Origin of the sequence: Exiguobacterium sp. s132 (genome assembly GCF_018617235.1) — a bacterium.
In the GTDB taxonomy this organism is placed as follows: Bacteria; Bacillota; Bacilli; order Exiguobacteriales; family Exiguobacteriaceae; genus Exiguobacterium; species Exiguobacterium profundum.
The window spans coordinates 1649993-1666636 of the sequence record NZ_JACSJU010000001.1 but is presented as its reverse complement, the minus strand read 5'-3'; the positions used below and the strand labels follow the sequence as shown (position 1 = coordinate 1666636).

Genomic DNA, 16644 nt, shown 5'->3' with positions numbered 1-16644 from the left:
AAAAAATCATTCGTCACGAACATCATGACGAATGATTTTTTTTTTTGCCTACTCAGACGAGAGGAGTTTCCTAGGCATGAAGTTCAAGTTTGAGTATGTACGTTAGTTCATGATGCGCCAATTCAGAGAAGTTTGTTTTCTTCACATGTGTTCGTGGACGCAATCCGCATTCCAGTGCGATGTCGACAATGGTACGAATCTGATTTTCCGTATAGAATCGCTTCCGGCCGAACGTAAATGGGGTCGGTGGCAAGACGCCATCTGTTTCCCATTTGATCAATTGCTGTTGGCTGCGTGGGATGCCGGCCACGCTAAAGGCGCGACTCAATTCTTTGAGCGGATAGACCATTAGATGCTGCTCTTTATACGAAATTAGTTTTCCCTGTTCCGGTCGGTATGTATCCCATTCGGTCGCTGAAAACGTCAGGTCGGCTTGGTCGAAGTCGTGTTGAGCGGAAGGAATTGAGGCAAAGCTTGCGAGGTCTAGGCTGTTCATCGTGTATGTCTCCTTCTTCAAGACTGACTAGTGAAATTCAAAAAAATGCCCTCCTACGTATCGTACCCCATTTACAAGAATTTAACTTACAGTTTTTTCAAATGTGGGGAATAAATCATGGTACTTTTGACGTATTTTTGAATGCTGTCTGCCGAAGATTAAGATACCCTACTTAATATGAAAACTCAAGAAAAGTAGACAGAAATTGAAAAATGAATAAATATTCAGATAGTTTAGGACTATCGTCACTTATTGTTATAGAAAAATAGAATGAGCACTTCGACTTTGTAAGCGGTTAATAAGGACAAAGGAGGTGAGACAGATGGCAGCATATCGAGAAACGGCGACGATGCTTTATTTGGACACCCGGCGACAACTCGACGGCAAAGAGAAAAAGCAACTCGTCCGCTATGGACCGCTTGGAAGTCGGATGGATGAGGCACGGATGAAACAGTTTGGTGACTTGATCAAGGCACTGATTGATGTGGAATTCGCCAACTACGTCGTGGCCCAAGAATTTCTAGTGTATTAACAGGGAGGACTTATGAAAAACCTCACTCGTCCCGCTGCCAATCCTCGGCACGATGAGCAGGTGGTCACATGAGTTGGCCCGAACTCATCTCAAATTTGGGGTTCCCTATCGTTGTCTCACTCTATTTGCTTCATCGGATTGAGACGAAGCTCGATCGTATGATCCAGCTGCTCGAACGAATGGATACCTCGACCGCATCAGAAACCTAATCCCCTATTGAAAGGAGCCATCCCCCATGGCTGTCTTAACAGAGAAGAAAGCAACGTTCGTTTTGACGACGCATCATGACGTACAAACAGCGAAACCGACAAAAAAAGCACAACGGTTCGGTCCGATTCGTGCCGACCTGACGGCAGATACGATTGATGCGTTCGGTCGTCTCTTGATTGATCTCGTCATTCAAGAGGGAGCAGACCTCGGCATCGTCCGTGAATACGATTTAGTCTAACCCACATCTTAAGGAGGAGAATAACCCATGACTGACACAAAACTTGAAATCTCATTTTTAGATGCATTCCACAAGGTCGTACGCTTCCGCTTGAACAACGTGAAACAACCGGTCGAAGCCCAAAAAGTAGAAGCGCTTGCTGACTTCATGGTCGCCAACGATCCGCTCGCAAAGAACGTGATGGAGTGGACCGAAATCAAGATGATTGAAGGTACGCAGACCGTATTGAGTGAAAAGTAAGGTCAAGAAGCATCGCCATGGCGATGCTTCTTTTTATTTACATAATTATCTTTCAAAAATCATAATTAACAATTATATTAAAAGAAGCAAAAAATAAATAAAATAAGGAAGGGTTTGTAAAAAGTTGAAACGATATCTATATGCCATCATGCTGATGATGATGTTGCTTATGTTGCCAAAGCAGGAGGCGTTGGCTGCTTCTGTCATCGAAACCGGGACGAAACTTGAACAATCAATTAAAGTCATCCCGCAGTCACCATTTTATCTAGACTATCTGAACGGGAAGACGCGCCTGCATGACCCGAATAATCAGTCCACCGTTATCATTGACTATCCCGGGGACTTAACGACGCATTCATCTGGTGACGAGGGGAGCTACGGAGGTGTTCGCTCGTGGATTGCGAGTTTAGACAGACAGGAATGGATTGCCGTTCCGCAATATGACCAACCTCTCATCCGTATCCAACGAGACGGAACGACGTCTCGAATCGACTCCTTGGAATCACCATATCGGGCGTACCTCGTATCGTATGATGCCAGTCGAGACGTGATGCTCTGGCGTGATTCGTACAAAGGCGAGTGGGCGTTGACGGATATGAAAGGAACGGTCAAAAGGACTTACCCGCTCATTTCGGGACAAAGTCTGATATTAGGGACGAATCTTGATGAATTGATTGCATTCAACACGTCCGACAAGTCGATCACACACTTCTCACTCGACACGGGAGAAGAATTAGGAAAAACGACGTATCCGAATGAATCGTTGTCCATCGATTTTGAGTCGAAGACCGATCGACTCTTTATGAAAGGATCCAATCATTTATACGTCTACGATTTCGCAACCCGAACGATTCAAACGCTCAATTTGAACGGGCAGGTCCACTACGATCTCACGTCATTGGTCTATCACGATGGGATTTACTATGGTGTGACGTTTGATGATTCGATGGTCACGATTGATTTGGCGGAAGGTCGCATCACGGAGACGAGCTTGCGCACGCGCAACACGAATAGCGAGTTCGATTTAATCGAGAATGGGTATTTCGTGCAAGACGACCAGTGGTTGTTGTCAATCGAACGTTTCGGGCAAAAACCGAAAGAAATGTACACGTGGTTGAAAGCTACTGGCAACTCGGAGGAGGGGCATACGTGGCTGAATCATGCATATCAACTCATGGCGACCATCACAACCGTTGATGGGATCGAGCATAAGGTGCCTGTTGCTGAATTGCCGACGGATGTGACACAAGTCGAGTCGGCACAATCGTTCGCGGAAGGCTATACGATTCCATCATTTGATCAATCGTTCTCCGCTAAGGTCAGCTTTGCCATGCTGGACCATTGGAAGTCGTTCAAACCAGTCAAACAACTTCCGCTTCAAGTCGACACCTCGTTCGAATACGGAGCAGTCGGGGAGATTAGCGGAATGACGGCACCGAATGCGACCGTATATCTTTCGTGTGAAAAAGCATCGTTTGCTACGTGTTCGAGTCCCGTTCAAGCAGACGAGACTGGTCGCTTCAAGCTCTCGAATGGAATCATCGAAGGAAATCAAACAATCGAGCTATATGTTTCTGATGCATGGGATTACCGTCAAGCAACAGAAGCGTCTGTCAAAAAGAGATTTATGCTTGGACAGCCGGTAATCAACAATCCAACAAAAGTTCTGACAGACACTCGAATGGAAGGGGTCTCTATCCAGACAGAACCTCACGCAAAAGTGGAAGTAAGACAATTAAATTCGAAAACAGCATTTGAAGTGAAAGAAGTTCAGGCGGATGAACACGGTGTGGCGCAATTGACGACATACAGTTCTGACCAACCCTGGTCATACCGGATCTTTTTCCGTGTCCTTGGACAAGAACGTCCTTACGAGATGGTCTACGTTACGAAAGACTATCCGATGCCATCTTTTACGTGGACAAAACCACCAAAAACAGGTGACACGACGATTACCGTATTTAACGACAAGTTAGACCCGGTTCTCGCTGTTTCTCGTAACGGTAGATCCGAATCGGCGAAACGCCTGACGAAAGGTCTCAACGTCATCAACTTGAAAGAACCGCTACGCGAAGGCCAGACAATTAAACTTGTTGCGAGTTTTCGTCCAGAACTTACCCAAACGCTAGAGAAAAAAGTGACGAGTGACACACCAAAAGTATTGACGGTGAAAGATGTTCTCCTCACGTCTTCATCCGCGACGTTCACGTTGGCACACGATCCAAATACGGATATCAATTTCATCTCAAACGGAGTCGTACTCTATACTCGCGTTGTCGGGACGAATCGATATCATATTTCGGCAAAACCGGGAACAACAGTCATCATCGAATCTTCATACGGATCGAAACGAAAGACGCTAACGTATAGGCTACCAAGTGCGACAATCCCATCGGTGACGTTGACGGACGAACAGACGAAACGGGTCGGGAAGACACTACCGAACGCGACCGTGACGTTAAAGAATGGCTCGAAAGTCATCGCGACAACAAAATCGAATGCAAATGGGTCCTACACGCTCACGTTCAGCCGTCCTCGTGCTGGAACGAAACTCTATTTCGAGGCGAAGTCGGGTATTCATCGTGACGCGAAATCAGTTGTGGTTAAGTCGGGGATTCGTCCGACAATCAGCACAGGGACCATCCGTTCGACGACAAAATCAGTAGCGGTGCGAACGAACGTCCCGTATGGCACGCTATATGTCTACAACGGCAGTAAGTTAGTCGCCAAAAAGTCCATCGGCTCGACGACGACCAACGTCTATATCGGAACGCAGCGACGTGGGTCGAAACTGACATTCAAAGTCGTGACGCCTGCGAATCGAACGAATCAAACAACGAAATCTGTGTATTGAATAGTCAGAAGGTGACTCTTGCAGTTTGAGTCACCTTTTTTAAGTTTGGTCAATCCTCTTCATTATTTTCTGAAAATTGTCGATAGTATAGAAAACACTGCATGATTGAGAGGGGAATACATAGATGGCATGGAAATCAACATGGTCTAAGGCACTGAGCCGGATCAAACGAAAACCGACATGGACGTGGAAACCGACACTCAAATGGAAGCGCGGAGAGAAGCGTGAACGCACGACATCTTTCGGAGCGAACGTTGGAAAGAATTTGACGATTCGTCAAAAATTATGGGGGCTCGTCATCATATCGCTCGTCATGGTCTTTGGCGTCGGTGGTTACGCACTGTTTTCAATGAGTGACGCGAATCGTCAAGCGGATGATATCGTCAATAACTGGAACAAAGGGCTCGATTATGCTCATGAACTCAACACACTCGCCGCAAACTATCGAACGCTCGAACTCGATCACATCGTGACAGAGGATGCGACCAAAAAAGAAGAGCTCATGACACGGATGAAAGAGATTCGTGAAGAAATCAATACGATTGCACCAAAGTATGAAAAAACGGCTTCAGGTGCGGAAGACAAAGAACTATTCCAGAATTTCTCGCGTCAATGGGAGATGTATCAACGCGTCTCGGACAACATGTTGACGTTCAGCTCGACCGGTAACACAGGGATGGCGCGCTCATACTATGATGCGCAGTCCAAGTCTACATATGACAACTTCACACAAAAACTAGCGGACCTTGTCGACTACAACTCGGAAGGCTCACAACGTGTCGGACAGAACATGGAAAGTGAATTCATGCAGTCTCTTATGGCATTGATTGCCGTGACCATCGGGGCTGTAGCGATTCTCTTATTCCTCGGGCTCAGCCTGTTGCGCTCGATTATCCGACCGATGCGCACACTTCAGACGCGCTTTGATGAACTCGCGACACAAGGTGGCGATTTGACGATGACGATTCCGGTCACGTCGAATGATGAGATTGCACAAGTCAGTCGTTCATTCAACACATTCCTCGCGACACTACGTGAGATCATGATTGATGTCGACGAGACAGCGAAAGTCGTTCTCTCGTCTTCAAAAGACGTATCTGCTGAAGTGACGCGACTCAGTCACTATATGGAAGAGACGTCTGGAACGGTCGAAGAATTGACGGCTGGTATGGAAGAAACGGCAGCCTCTTCGCAAGAAATGAGTGCCTCGACGACAGAAATGGGAAGTTCGATCGATTCAATCGTCGACTTATCCAATGAGAGTGCCGAAACGGCAAATCGTGTCGAAGCTCGAGCGCACGAGATGCGGGAGCAAGCCGTTGTTTCGAAAACAGAAGCAGTGTCGATTATCGAGAAGAAACAGGTCGAACTCGCGGAAGCCATCAAAGGAGCACAGTCGGTTGAAGAGATTCGTGTCTTGACGACAGCTATTCTTGCGATTGCTGACCAGACAAACTTACTCGCTTTGAACGCTTCGATTGAAGCGGCACGTGCTGGGGAAGCAGGTCGCGGCTTTGCGGTCGTTGCATCAGAAATCCGCAAATTAGCGGAAAACTCACGTCAGACGGTCAACGAGATTCGTGACGTGTCAAACACGGTCATCGATTCGGTCGAACGACTCAATACGAGTTCGGAAGATATGTTGACGTTCCTCAATACGAAAGTCATGGCCGACTACGACCGTCTCGAAGAGTCGGCAACGCAATATGAACAGGATGCGACGGTGTTCGGTGAGACGGCGAAGACGTTCGAAGGTAACGCGCTTCAACTTCGTCATATGACGGACAACATTCTTGGTGTCATTCAAGAAGTGGCGACGACCGTGACAGAAGGCGCGGACGGAACGCAGTCGATTTCAGAGAAAGTTCAACTCTCAGTCGAGCGTTTCAACGACGTTCAGGCGAAGATGGGCGAAACAGAAAAACGGGCGACCGAACTCTCGAATCGCGTGGCGCAATTCAAGCTATAAGCAAGACTCAGAACCAGGCAGATGTCTGGTTCTTTTTTTGTGCCCAGTACAAAAAAATAAAAAGATAGGTCAATACATAAATGAATTTCAAATTGTTGGTACAAATTAGGCTGTTGTGTCCGATAAAGAAAAGGCAATACATAAAAATAGAGAGAAAAAGAGGTGGAAGAGGAGATTACTCCTCGTAGTACGTGAAAAAGATGTTGAACGAATGGACGTTATCAAGAAAAATCATGATGAGTATCGGTTTGATTCTAATTTTGACAATCGTTGGAATGGGATACAATCTGTGGACGCTCGACCGGATGACGAGTCAATATGAACACATGATTTCAAACGATGTCATGAAGATGAAAGCGGCAGACGACTTGGCGCTCGGGATGGTCCGTCAAGCGTATGGTGTCCGCGGGTATGTGCTTCTACAGGATGATGAGCGCAAACAACAAATCAGCCGGGGCGGAGAAGAGAAGAAAACCGCCATCGAATCGTTGATTGAACTCGCGGACAATGAGACCGAACGAAAGGAATATGAATCGTTACTCGGATACGCGACAGGATATGATGAGTTGGCGACTCAAGCCATCGCTGCGATTGACTCAAAAGATCAAGAAGCAATCGATCGATTAGTATTCCGTCTCATGCCGGACGTGACAAAATCCATCTCATCGACAGGTGAGACGCTACAAGCCGAAACAGAAGAACAGTTAATTGCAATGCAAGCCGAATTGCAGGAGGCAGGTGAGCGTGCCTTTTGGTACTCAGTCGTGATCGCAGTTGTCAGTTTGATACTGATGTTTGGTGCCGGATATGCCATTAGTCATATGGTCACGACCCCGTTGCGATTCTTAGCGAAAGAAGTAGAAGTAGTCGCGGAAGGTGATTTGACACGTGAGGATCTTCAGGCGCTCACACAAGATGAAATCGGACAATTGATGACCGGCTTCAACCGCATGAAGGGTAATTTGCGTGAACTCATTGACCGCGTCACCCAAAACGCACAGGAAATCACAGCACAATCGGAAGAACTGTATGCGAGTACGGAAGAGATGGCGTCACAGACGGAGGAAACGACACGTCTCATCGACCGAGTCGTGGAAGAAACGGTCGCGCAGGCGAAAGAAGCGACTGGAACATCTCAAGCGGTGGCTGCTGCCGATGAAGGCATCGGTCGTATCGCTGGCTCGATCGGCTCGATTGACGATGACGTGTCACAGAGTTTGAAGCTCGCCGAAGAAGGTGGTGCGACGATGGCTCAGGCGAAAGACGAGGTGCTCGCACTGGAGCGGGAGACACGTCTGACGGGAGAATTGATTTCGGCATTGAAGCAACAGTCTGACGAGATCGCCCTTATCACCGAGGTCATTCAATCGATCACCGACCAGACGAACTTGTTGGCATTGAACGCGGCCATCGAAGCGGCACGTGCCGGTGAGCAAGGAAAAGGGTTCGCCGTCGTTGCAGAAGAAGTGCGTAAACTTGCCGAGCAGTCGAAGCAGTCGGCGACACAGATCGCCGGGTTGATCGAGTCGATTCAGACACAGTCGAACGCTGTTCTCGACCAACACGTCGTCAGTGCGAAACGCGTCGAGACGAACACGTTGTTGCTCGAACGAGCGACACGCGCATTCGAACAGATTGTCAGTCAGCTCGAGACATCAGTCGATAATACGTCACATATCCGCATCGCCTCGCATGAGATTGCGGAGACGACGAAACAAGTTGCGACGTCCTCTCTTCAAATGTCACAAGACAGTGAAGGGATGGCCGACACGATGCGTACGGTCGGTGAGACGGCTGACGCCCAACTCGCGATGATTCAAGAATTGAACGGTGTCGCCGAATCACTCGGCAATATGACGAGTGACCTGCAGACACTGATTGGTCGATTCACGACATAAGTTGAAAGCCCTGTCTCCTTGGAGTCAGGGCTTTTTCGTTCACATCGAAACGATTTGCGATGAAGAAAGTGGGGAATGAACAACAAGGTAAACGACAAAAAGGAGTGGATTATATGAAGTATACGGTCATTACAGGAGCCAGTTCAGGTATCGGGTATGAGACAGCGAAGTTGCTCGCTGAAAAGGGAAAGTCGCTCGTGCTCGTCGCAAGACGAAAAGAAGAGCTCGAATCGTTGCGTGATGAAATCAAATCGATCTCGTCGGACAGTGACGTCATCATCAAATCGACCGACCTATCATATAGCGAGAACGTGTACGGATTATATGAATCGCTTGCGGACCTCGACATCGAGACGTGGATCAACAATGCGGGATTCGGGGATGCAGATCTCATCAAGGACGTCGACCTCGGTAAAATCGAGAACATGATTCGTTTGAATATCGAGGCGCTCACCGTCTTATCGAATCTATACGTTCGAGATTATCATGATATCGAAGGGGCACAGCTGTTGAACGTGTCGTCTGTCGGGGGATATCGAATCGTCCCGAACTCGGTCACGTATTGTGCGACGAAGTTCTTCGTGAGTGCATATACGGAAGGACTCGCACAAGAGTTGAAGCAGAGTGGGGCCAAACTTCGGGCAAAAGTACTCGCACCGGCCGCAACGGAGACGAGCTTCGCCGACCGGGCTCGCGATACGGAAGGATTCGACTACAGTGAGAACGTCGCGAAATATCATACGGCGCGCGAGATGGCGGAGTTCCTATGGGAGTTACTTGAAGGCGACGAAGTCGTCGGAATTGTCGATCCGGAGGACTACTCGTTCAGCCTGCGTGGACCGATTAAACCGTATGCCGGATAAACAAAAACATCACGCCCTGTTGGCGTGATGTTTTTTAGGATGTCGGTACAGAGTAGCCACCCGTGAAGCGGTGTGTCAGGCGACGTGTCAAGTAACGTAACCGAAGGCGCCATACATAAAACTGTGACGTGTTCGGAAGAATGACGTTGTCGACGTATTCGGCGAACATATGGCGGAACATCCGCTCTTCACTGCGGTCATAGGTCGCACTCCACATCCCGTGATTCTCGACTTCAAGGAGCATCCAAATCATCTCATCGGTAAGCGGGTCATCGTCCTTCAACTCGGCCGTCAGTGCAGCGAAACGATGGCTACACATAGACGCGTATAAGGAATGGGCATGCGGATCATGCGGGTTTAATGTTAAGTAACCGCTCGCCGTCTTCATCAGTTCATCGACCATATCGAGCGGAATGTCGTCATACACTTGGAAAAATTCGAGCAACATCGGGACGGTGTCCGGACCAAATCCGGCAAGCCGGACATAGTTCATGATATGAAGACCGGCCTCGCCATGGAATTTGCGGTCGAAGTAGTGGACGGCAAGGGCGCGATGCATGATTGGGACGTCCGGATAGCGTTCGACGCCACGGAGAAAGTGTTGTTCCGCCTCGAACGTGAACCCGGTGTCTTCACTGACAAATCCTTTTAACATATGAAGAATGTAGTGGTCACCGAGCGAACTCGCTTTCTCGAGCCACGGATTGGCCGAATCGGTGTCACCTTCTCGAATATATGGATAAGCACGCATCGCCGGGAAGAATGGGTCGTCCGGGAACGCGGTCTCGCCCCGTGTCGCCATGTCATTGATGGCTTCAGCGTTATAAGCTTCCGTTAATTCTGCGAGGAGCATCATCTCAAGGAACGTGCGCTGGAACTCTGAGGTGTGTAAATCGATCGTTTGTGTCATAGGGTGTCCTCCTCACAAGTACTAGTGTCGCTCTATTATACTTGTTCTTGTCACAGTCGAGTAACATCTTTTGCAAAAACGGGAAATGGAAAGTAAGGACTGGAAAGGAGGGGAACGGCATGGCGACGTTCACTGGATATGTCGTAGAGGTGATGGATGAGAAAATCCGCGTCACGCCGACGCGGGAAGCAGAACCGTTTGACGGCATCGTGTTTCATGTAGCGAGACCTCTTTTGGATGAGACACCGCTTCTCATCGGACAACAGGTTCGAGTCGAGCATGATGAACGGTTGACACGCTCCTTGCCACCGCAAGCGACGGCACGTCGGGTCGATGTGTTATGATGAAGACGAGGTGAATGACATGGGACAACGGAACTTTCTATGGCTTGGAGCCGTCGTCGGCTTCAGTGCCCTCGTCGTCTGGTTATTGCAAGACGCGCTCCCGTTCTGGGCGCTGTCGATTCTACTACTCGGACTAGGAGCGGTGCTCGGCAATCTCCAACGACGTTTCACACGTGACGAATAACAAGCACTCCATCATTCGGATGGAGTGCTTGTGTCGTTTTCTTCTTCATTTATGTTTTCTTCAGTGTCCGGATCGTCTTCGACGATGGAGCCCTCATCCCCGTCTGGTTCGAGCGTCGTCGGTTCTTCTGGCTCCGCTGGCTCTTCCGGTTCGCTCGGTTCCTCCGGCTCAGTCACCGGAGGATCTTCTTCAATCGGCTCTTCCGTTTCCGGTGGATCCGTCGGTTCCTCCGGTTCACTCGGCGGTTCCGCAGGTTCTTCTGGCGTCACTTCAGGGGTCGTCGGTTCGGGCTCTTCCACAACCTCCTCTTCGACTTCTTCCTCGACCGGTGCCTCCGGTTCAGTGACAGGTGGGATTTCAGGTTGTGCCTCAGGAATAGAAGGCGTTTCCGGAACGACGACCGGTTCTTCTGTCAAATCCGGTTTGATCGGTTCAACGGGTGCGAGTTCGATAGGTGGCGGTGCCGGTGCATCTTTTGCGATGAACGTACGGATGTCTTGTTCAAATAGTGCGGTCGGCAAGGCGATCCCACGCAAATGGATGGCGACGACTCGCCCGGATGCTGAAAGAAGTGGACTGCCATACGCATGACGTGGCAATTCAAAGTTTCGACTATAGCCGTTCTCGGCGAATGTGACCGTACCGTTGATGCGTTCTTGCATCGTCAAGGTGGTCAACGTCTCGTCCTCTGCGGCGATTGCTTGCGTGAGTGTGTATGGTGTGTTCTCCGTCTCTTCGATTCGAATGACAGCAATGAGCTTCGTCCGACCGACGACGGTGCCGGAGACGGCCTCACCGTCATGGTACATGATGATATTCGTCAACCCGGCCACATTCGAGGCGGCGGTGACGACATCGCGTGAGCTCACCAAAAATCCCGTTCCGTAACTGACGGTGAAGAGGCTGTCCTGTAAGGCGGCGAAGTCGACCGGTGTCGCTTCGTCAGCGGAGACCGTATCTTCCCTAATCGGCAAGTTGACCTGATCGGCGAGCGAGTCGGTCGAACGTAGCATGTCCGTGAAATAGGCGTTTCCAATGAAGGTGACAAAGGCAATGAGTGCGATAGCGAATGTGGTGGCAAATAACCAAATCGTGCGACGTGAGCGGCGGCCACACGTCGGACAGACCGTTTTCGATCGTGTCTTCTTTCCGCAGTGGGGACAAGTCACGGGGGCACCTTCTTTCCATAAAGTTCGATGCTATGCTTATTCCTTCATTTGGAAAGAGGTAAACAAATATTTTGGAGGGGTCACACATTTTAAGTCACATGATAAAATCTTCAAAAGATATAGGGGGAAATCCAATGAAATTCATCATCTTATTTGGTCCACAAGCCGTCGGCAAGATGACGGTCGGACAGGCGCTCGCTGACAAAACCGGACTGAAATTATTCCATAACCATATGACGATCGACCTCGTCGGACCGTTCTTCAATTACGGGACGCCGGAAGGGAAGCGACTCGTCCAACACTTTCGTCAAGAACTGTTCGAGGCGGTCGCCAAGAGTGATTTACCCGGCATGATTTTCACGTTCGTCTGGGCGTTTGACATGCAGGAGGACTGGGATTACGTGAAGAAGGTGACGGGCTTGTTCGAGTCACACGGGGCGGACATCTACTATGTCGAGCTCGAGGCCGAGATAGAGGAACGCCTTGCGCGCAATACGACGGAGAACCGCCTCACCCATAAACCGTCGAAACGTGACATCGCTTGGTCCGAAGCGGAACTGAAGCAGACGGCGACGATGTACCGATTGAACTCACGTCCGGGGGAATTAGACGTCGAGCATTATCTCCGGATCGATAACACGAACTTAAGTCCAGAAGAGACAGCGGCACAGATTCAACAAGCATTTGACCTATAAAAAAGCGAGTCCCCATATGGGAACTCGCTTTTCTTATGCCCACCATTCGGGGCGTTCATAGTCGACCAACACCTGTTTTTCGAGGAGGCGTGGTACAAGGTATGAGGTGACGTTCGGAAGACGATCATCGAGGTCGGCCGGATGGACCATCACTTCGATGGATCGTCCTGGTTCGATGGCATCGAGCGTCGCATGGGAGACGCCATCCGCGTAGAACTGATCACTGAACCGTTCGGTCACCCACAAGTCTCGGCGTGACCCGAGCGTCGTTAAGGCCCGAAACGTCGTGTCGTATTCTTCAGCGAGACGAATGATGACGTCGTGCAGGACCGGCCAACCGTGAATGTGATGGTGGCTGTCGAGATGGTCGAGTGAAAGTCCTGTCGCAAGGAACGCCTCGATTTGGGCTTTCCACTCCAAATAGACGAGTTCCGGGTCAGGCGAGTCTTCAGTCATGAAGCGGCTCGTGTAGCGGAACGTACCATCTTCTTTCGTGAGGGGAGCACTCGTGTCGGCGAGCGGTTTGCCCCAAGACAAGACGAGATGGACCCCGACACGGAGCGACGGATGTTGTTTCGCGAGTCGGACCGCTTCCTCGACGGCATACCCGTTCATGATCATCGTCGCCGAATTGACGATTCCATTCACGTGACTGTCGAGTGTGCCGGCGTTCACACCCGTCGTCAAGCCGAAGTCATCGGCGTTGACGAGGACGAACGTTTTAAGCATTGACGAGACCAAGTGCCTGGTCGAGGACCAGGTCGCCTTTCATCATCCCATACGCCATGTTATCGATGACCGCGACCGGGACGTCGACGGACGACTTGATTTTGCCTTCGAGGTAGCGGACTTGTGGTCCGATCAAGATGACGTCGACGTTCGACTGTTCTTTCAAGCGCGACTCCGGAATCGCGTCAATGGATGCGTCTAGTCCGCGTGCGGCAGCTTCCTTCCGCATTTTTTCCACTAAGATTGATGTCGACATTCCTGCCGAGCAGACGAGTAAGATGTTCATGTCGTTTCCTCCAATCGATTCAAACGGGTGATCATGTCAATCATTTCGACAGCGAGCTCTTTCACGGTCATCGCCGTCATAAGATGGTCTTGTGCGTGGACGAGGAGGACGCTCATGTCGCTCGTCGTCCCCCGTGCTTCTTCTTGTAACAGCTCCGTTTGTAGCTTGTGTGCGTCCAAGAAGGCCGCGTCGGCTTCTTTCAACTTTGCCGCCGCTTCGTCCGCTTCACCGCGTTTCGCGGCAGCGATAGCCTCGAATGCAGATGAGCGTGCATTTCCGGCATGTAAGATAATCATAAACGAAAGTTCTTGGATGGTTTCGGTTTTCACGAAATCTTTTCTCCTTCCTCAGTAGCAGCTTTGTTTTTATTGATTTCGGCTGTCATCGCCTTCGCTCCTGCCATGACGAATGGAATATACATCGCTGTCGCAATCGACAAGTTGACGATTTGGAGCAAGACGCCGCGAACGCTACCGCCCGTGACCAAATAGCCACTGATGATTGGTGGCGTTGTCCATGGGACGATGGCGACTGTCTTCGGAACCATGCCTGTCGAGAGCGCGACATAAGAGACGATGGTGAGCGTGACCGGCACTAAGATGAACGGTACGAGCATGATCGGGTTCAATACGATCGGAAGACCGAAGATGACCGGTTCGTTGATGTTAAAGAGACTGGCTGGTGTCGACAGTTTTGCCACTTGGTGATACGGGTGATTCCGTTGTTTGCGGACGACGATGAAGATCGCGAGTAAGAGCGCGAACGTCGTACCCGATCCACCCATGAAGACGAACGCATCCAAGAACGGTTTTGTGACCGTGTACGGTACATCAAACGCTGACGTTCCAGCTTGGAAGGCAGCCAAGTTTTGCTCGATGAGCGGGAGATAGACCGGTTCGATGACCGAGCCGATGATGTTCGTCCCGTGAAGCCCGAAGAACCAAAGGATGTGGTTCAAGAAGGCGATGAGCAAGGCAGCCGGGAGTGAGTCGCCGAATCCTTGGAGCGGTTGTTGGATCGCTTTAAAGATGACTTCAAATACACTGAGTTCGACGACGAGCGTCATGAAGAGCTGGAATCCTGCGACAACCGTCAAGATGATCATTGATGGGATGAGCGCTTGGAATGAACGGGTGACCCCACCTGGTACACCTTCTGGCATCTTGATCGTCAGTTTCGTATTGATGAGGTAGCGGAACATTTCTGTAACGACAATCGATACGATGATGGCGACGAAGAGACCTTGTGCGCCTAGCCATGCGAAGTTGAGACCCCAGTCAGCAGTGACCGGTACGAGCATGATATACGAGGCGAGCGACAAGATCCCCGCCGCGAGCCCGTCAATCCCGTATGAACGGGCCAAGTTATACCCGATCGAGAAGGCGATCAGGAGCCCGAGTATCGCGAAGGACGCATTCCAAATGCTACCGCCAAGCCCTTGCCAATTACCTTCGCCGAACATACTGTTCATCGATCCGACGAAGTCGAGTGAGAGACCACCGATGTTGATGGCTGGGAAGTTGTTGATGAGGACCGCGAGCGACCCGACGATGATGAGTGGCATGACGGAAACGAATCCGTCACGGATGGCGACTAAGTGCCTTTGGGACCCGATACGTCCCGCGATTTCAATAAACTTGTTCATGAGTAAACCTCCTTCTTAAATTGGGGTAGGTACGCCTCGTGCGCTGTGAACAGCTCTTTAAGAAGCGGGTCGATCCGTTTCTCGTCCTGGATGAGCGGGTTCATGAGGCAGGCAAGGTAGGCGTCCTCGTACGTGCCAGATACAGCCGCTTGGATGGCGAGCTGTTCAAACGTTTTTAAGTTCGTGATGAGCCCACGGATCGGTAGCGGCAACGCGCCGATGGAGATTGGGCGAGGCCCCGACTTCGTGATGACGGCGTTCACTTCGATGACCGCATCGTCTGGTAAATCTCGAATCGTGCCGTTATTGAGCGTGTTGACCGTCTGGATGTCACCGCGGTCGTTGTGAATCGAGTCCATCAAGTTGCAGGCGGCGTCTGAATAGTAGGCGCCTCCACGTTTTTCAAGCTCTTCCGGTTTGACGGCGAGATCGACGTCTTTGTATTTCTCGAACAACTGCGCCTCGACTTGTTGCACGACTTCGGCACGGGTGCCATTTTGTGCGTACGCCTCAAGATCTTTCTTCAACACATCTTTCGTCTGGAAGTAATACTGGTGATACGGGTTCGGTAACATGCTGAGTGACGATAGGAACGATTCGCTCCAACCGAGACCGACGATGTTCGCCGGAGAGTAGTCGTTGCCTGAGTTGAGTGAGGCGAGGACGTCACTCGTCCGGTCCACGCCGTCGACCCATACGTGACGACCGAAGACGAAGTGGTTCAATCCGATAAATTCAATCGCGACTCGTTCGACAGGTGTCTCGAGGATCTCAGCGACCGAGTTTCGCATGTTGAACGGGATGTTGCATACACCGATGACCTTCTTATGAGATGAGTGCTTGAGTACGGCCTCGGTGACGATGCCCGCCGGATTGGTGAAGTTGACGAGCCAGGCATCCGGACAAATCTCGGCGACTTCATTTGCCAAGTCGATCAAGACCGGGATGGTACGGAATGCTTTGAATAATCCGCCTGCGCCGTTCGTCTCTTGCCCGATGAAGCCGTGCTTGAGCGGGATGCGTTCATCGAGCGCGCGTGCCTTGAGTCCACCGACCCGAATCTGTGTGGATACAAAATCTGCGCCGACGAGTGCGGCTCTTCGATCGAGCGTCCAACTGAGTGTGATCTCGGCGTTTGCCTTTTCAATCATCCGCTGAGCGAGACGACCGACAATCTCTAGTTTCTCCCTCCCTTCTTCGATATCGACGAGCACAATCTCCCGAACGGGGAACGTTGCCTGTCGATCAATCAATCCTTCGATGATTTCCGGGGTGTAACTGGACCCACCGCCGATGATGACGACCTTGACTGCCATGGTGCCAACTCCTCCTTTTGAAAGCGATTTCTTTTTGTCGTAACAAATATAACAAATGATACAACT

Annotated in this window: 19 protein-coding genes; 11 read left to right on the top strand and 8 right to left on the bottom strand. The window is 50.4% G+C overall.

The window, feature by feature from the left end:
• Window positions 1-70: 70 nt before the first annotated feature.
• Window positions 71-496, bottom strand: coding sequence for a MerR family transcriptional regulator (locus tag KNO78_RS08465; RefSeq protein WP_074035947.1), 426 nt, complete (start codon window positions 494-496; stop codon window positions 71-73).
• A 322-nt stretch (window positions 497-818) separates the two neighbouring features.
• Between KNO78_RS08465 and KNO78_RS08460 the strand changes: the two genes are divergently transcribed.
• The 8 genes from KNO78_RS08460 (at window position 819) to KNO78_RS08425 (ending at window position 9300) form a co-directional block, all read left to right on the top strand.
• Window positions 819-1028 carry a hypothetical protein gene (locus KNO78_RS08460; protein WP_214690513.1) on the top strand — a complete coding sequence of 70 codons (210 nt, stop codon included), beginning with the start codon at window positions 819-821 and terminating at the stop codon, window positions 1026-1028.
• 68 nt (window positions 1029-1096) lie between these two features.
• Window positions 1097-1237 (top strand): YvrJ family protein, encoded by a 141-nt coding sequence (locus KNO78_RS08455; RefSeq protein ID WP_074035951.1) that lies wholly within the window; start codon window positions 1097-1099, stop codon window positions 1235-1237.
• 26 nt (window positions 1238-1263) lie between these two features.
• Window positions 1264-1476, top strand: coding sequence for a hypothetical protein (locus KNO78_RS08450; RefSeq protein ID WP_159562870.1), 213 nt, complete (start codon window positions 1264-1266; stop codon window positions 1474-1476).
• Window positions 1477-1503: 27 nt separating this feature from the next.
• Window positions 1504-1716: a DUF2922 family protein gene (locus KNO78_RS08445; RefSeq protein ID WP_074035953.1), complete on the top strand. Its 213-nt coding sequence runs from the start codon at window positions 1504-1506 to the stop codon at window positions 1714-1716.
• Between the two features lie 124 nt (window positions 1717-1840).
• A complete protein-coding gene (locus KNO78_RS08440; protein WP_214690514.1) occupies window positions 1841-4570 on the top strand; it encodes a hypothetical protein in 2730 nt (909 codons plus the stop codon).
• A gap of 124 nt (window positions 4571-4694) precedes the next feature.
• Window positions 4695-6539 (top strand): methyl-accepting chemotaxis protein, encoded by a 1845-nt coding sequence (locus KNO78_RS08435; protein ID WP_214690515.1) that lies wholly within the window; start codon window positions 4695-4697, stop codon window positions 6537-6539.
• Window positions 6540-6739: 200 nt separating this feature from the next.
• Complete coding sequence (locus tag KNO78_RS08430; protein ID WP_214690516.1) at window positions 6740-8437, top strand: methyl-accepting chemotaxis protein; 1698 nt, start codon at window positions 6740-6742, stop codon at window positions 8435-8437.
• Window positions 8438-8550: 113 nt separating this feature from the next.
• Window positions 8551-9300: an SDR family NAD(P)-dependent oxidoreductase gene (locus tag KNO78_RS08425; RefSeq protein WP_214690517.1), complete on the top strand. Its 750-nt coding sequence runs from the start codon at window positions 8551-8553 to the stop codon at window positions 9298-9300.
• Between the two features lie 34 nt (window positions 9301-9334).
• Here KNO78_RS08425 and KNO78_RS08420 read toward each other — a convergent pair whose 3' ends face one another.
• Window positions 9335-10210: a tetratricopeptide repeat protein gene (locus KNO78_RS08420; protein ID WP_214690518.1), complete on the bottom strand. Its 876-nt coding sequence runs from the start codon at window positions 10208-10210 to the stop codon at window positions 9335-9337.
• A 119-nt stretch (window positions 10211-10329) separates the two neighbouring features.
• On the opposite strand from KNO78_RS08420, the gene KNO78_RS08415 reads away from it, so the two are divergent.
• Entirely contained in the window at window positions 10330-10554 is a 225-nt protein-coding gene (locus tag KNO78_RS08415; protein ID WP_214690519.1) for a YobA family protein, read from the top strand.
• A 19-nt stretch (window positions 10555-10573) separates the two neighbouring features.
• The gene (locus tag KNO78_RS08410) at window positions 10574-10738 is read left to right on the top strand and encodes a hypothetical protein (RefSeq protein ID WP_012727200.1); all 165 of its coding nucleotides are present in this window, start codon (window positions 10574-10576) and stop codon (window positions 10736-10738) included.
• Window positions 10739-10749: 11 nt separating this feature from the next.
• Here KNO78_RS08410 and KNO78_RS08405 read toward each other — a convergent pair whose 3' ends face one another.
• Entirely contained in the window at window positions 10750-11907 is a 1158-nt protein-coding gene (locus tag KNO78_RS08405; RefSeq protein WP_214690520.1) for a S1 family serine peptidase, read from the bottom strand.
• Between the two features lie 134 nt (window positions 11908-12041).
• On the opposite strand from KNO78_RS08405, the gene KNO78_RS08400 reads away from it, so the two are divergent.
• Window positions 12042-12602, top strand: coding sequence for an AAA family ATPase (locus tag KNO78_RS08400; RefSeq protein ID WP_031422484.1), 561 nt, complete (start codon window positions 12042-12044; stop codon window positions 12600-12602).
• Between the two features lie 33 nt (window positions 12603-12635).
• Here KNO78_RS08400 and KNO78_RS08395 read toward each other — a convergent pair whose 3' ends face one another.
• The 5 genes from KNO78_RS08395 to KNO78_RS08375 are packed head-to-tail and all read right to left on the bottom strand — an operon-like array spanning window position 12636 to window position 16578.
• Entirely contained in the window at window positions 12636-13331 is a 696-nt protein-coding gene (locus tag KNO78_RS08395; RefSeq protein ID WP_214690521.1) for a carbohydrate deacetylase, read from the bottom strand.
• Entirely contained in the window at window positions 13324-13617 is a 294-nt protein-coding gene (locus tag KNO78_RS08390; RefSeq protein ID WP_012727190.1) for a PTS sugar transporter subunit IIB, read from the bottom strand. The genes KNO78_RS08395 and KNO78_RS08390 overlap by 8 nt, the downstream gene beginning before the upstream one ends.
• On the bottom strand, window positions 13614-13946 hold the full coding sequence (locus KNO78_RS08385) for a PTS sugar transporter subunit IIA (protein WP_084156011.1): 333 nt from the start codon (window positions 13944-13946) through the stop codon (window positions 13614-13616). Before KNO78_RS08385 ends, KNO78_RS08390 begins: the two co-directional genes overlap by 4 nt.
• Window positions 13943-15262: a PTS sugar transporter subunit IIC gene (locus tag KNO78_RS08380; RefSeq protein WP_012727188.1), complete on the bottom strand. Its 1320-nt coding sequence runs from the start codon at window positions 15260-15262 to the stop codon at window positions 13943-13945. The genes KNO78_RS08385 and KNO78_RS08380 overlap by 4 nt, the downstream gene beginning before the upstream one ends.
• Complete coding sequence (locus KNO78_RS08375; RefSeq protein WP_214690522.1) at window positions 15259-16578, bottom strand: 6-phospho-beta-glucosidase; 1320 nt, start codon at window positions 16576-16578, stop codon at window positions 15259-15261. The genes KNO78_RS08380 and KNO78_RS08375 overlap by 4 nt, the downstream gene beginning before the upstream one ends.
• Between the last annotated feature and the right edge of the window lie 66 nt (window positions 16579-16644).

Excerpts from the sequence above, each read along its gene's own strand:
- KNO78_RS08425 (WP_214690517.1), top strand. The coding sequence starts at position 8,551 with ATGAAGTATACGGTCATTACAGGAGCCAGTTCAGGTATCGGGTATGAG.
- KNO78_RS08465 (WP_074035947.1), bottom strand. The coding sequence starts at position 496 with ATGAACAGCCTAGACCTCGCAAGCTTTGCCTCAATTCCTTCCGCTCAA.
- KNO78_RS08460 (WP_214690513.1), top strand. The coding sequence starts at position 819 with ATGGCAGCATATCGAGAAACGGCGACGATGCTTTATTTGGACACCCGG.
- KNO78_RS08430 (WP_214690516.1), top strand. The coding sequence starts at position 6,740 with ATGTTGAACGAATGGACGTTATCAAGAAAAATCATGATGAGTATCGGT.
- KNO78_RS08455 (WP_074035951.1), top strand. The coding sequence starts at position 1,097 with ATGAGTTGGCCCGAACTCATCTCAAATTTGGGGTTCCCTATCGTTGTC.
- KNO78_RS08415 (WP_214690519.1), top strand. The coding sequence starts at position 10,330 with ATGGCGACGTTCACTGGATATGTCGTAGAGGTGATGGATGAGAAAATC.
- KNO78_RS08375 (WP_214690522.1), bottom strand. The coding sequence starts at position 16,578 with ATGGCAGTCAAGGTCGTCATCATCGGCGGTGGGTCCAGTTACACCCCG.
- KNO78_RS08420 (WP_214690518.1), bottom strand. The coding sequence starts at position 10,210 with ATGACACAAACGATCGATTTACACACCTCAGAGTTCCAGCGCACGTTC.
- KNO78_RS08380 (WP_012727188.1), bottom strand. The coding sequence starts at position 15,262 with ATGAACAAGTTTATTGAAATCGCGGGACGTATCGGGTCCCAAAGGCAC.
- KNO78_RS08400 (WP_031422484.1), top strand. The coding sequence starts at position 12,042 with ATGAAATTCATCATCTTATTTGGTCCACAAGCCGTCGGCAAGATGACG.
- KNO78_RS08445 (WP_074035953.1), top strand. The coding sequence starts at position 1,504 with ATGACTGACACAAAACTTGAAATCTCATTTTTAGATGCATTCCACAAG.
- KNO78_RS08450 (WP_159562870.1), top strand. The coding sequence starts at position 1,264 with ATGGCTGTCTTAACAGAGAAGAAAGCAACGTTCGTTTTGACGACGCAT.
- KNO78_RS08395 (WP_214690521.1), bottom strand. The coding sequence starts at position 13,331 with ATGCTTAAAACGTTCGTCCTCGTCAACGCCGATGACTTCGGCTTGACG.
- KNO78_RS08410 (WP_012727200.1), top strand. The coding sequence starts at position 10,574 with ATGGGACAACGGAACTTTCTATGGCTTGGAGCCGTCGTCGGCTTCAGT.
- KNO78_RS08435 (WP_214690515.1), top strand. The coding sequence starts at position 4,695 with ATGGCATGGAAATCAACATGGTCTAAGGCACTGAGCCGGATCAAACGA.
- KNO78_RS08390 (WP_012727190.1), bottom strand. The coding sequence starts at position 13,617 with ATGAACATCTTACTCGTCTGCTCGGCAGGAATGTCGACATCAATCTTA.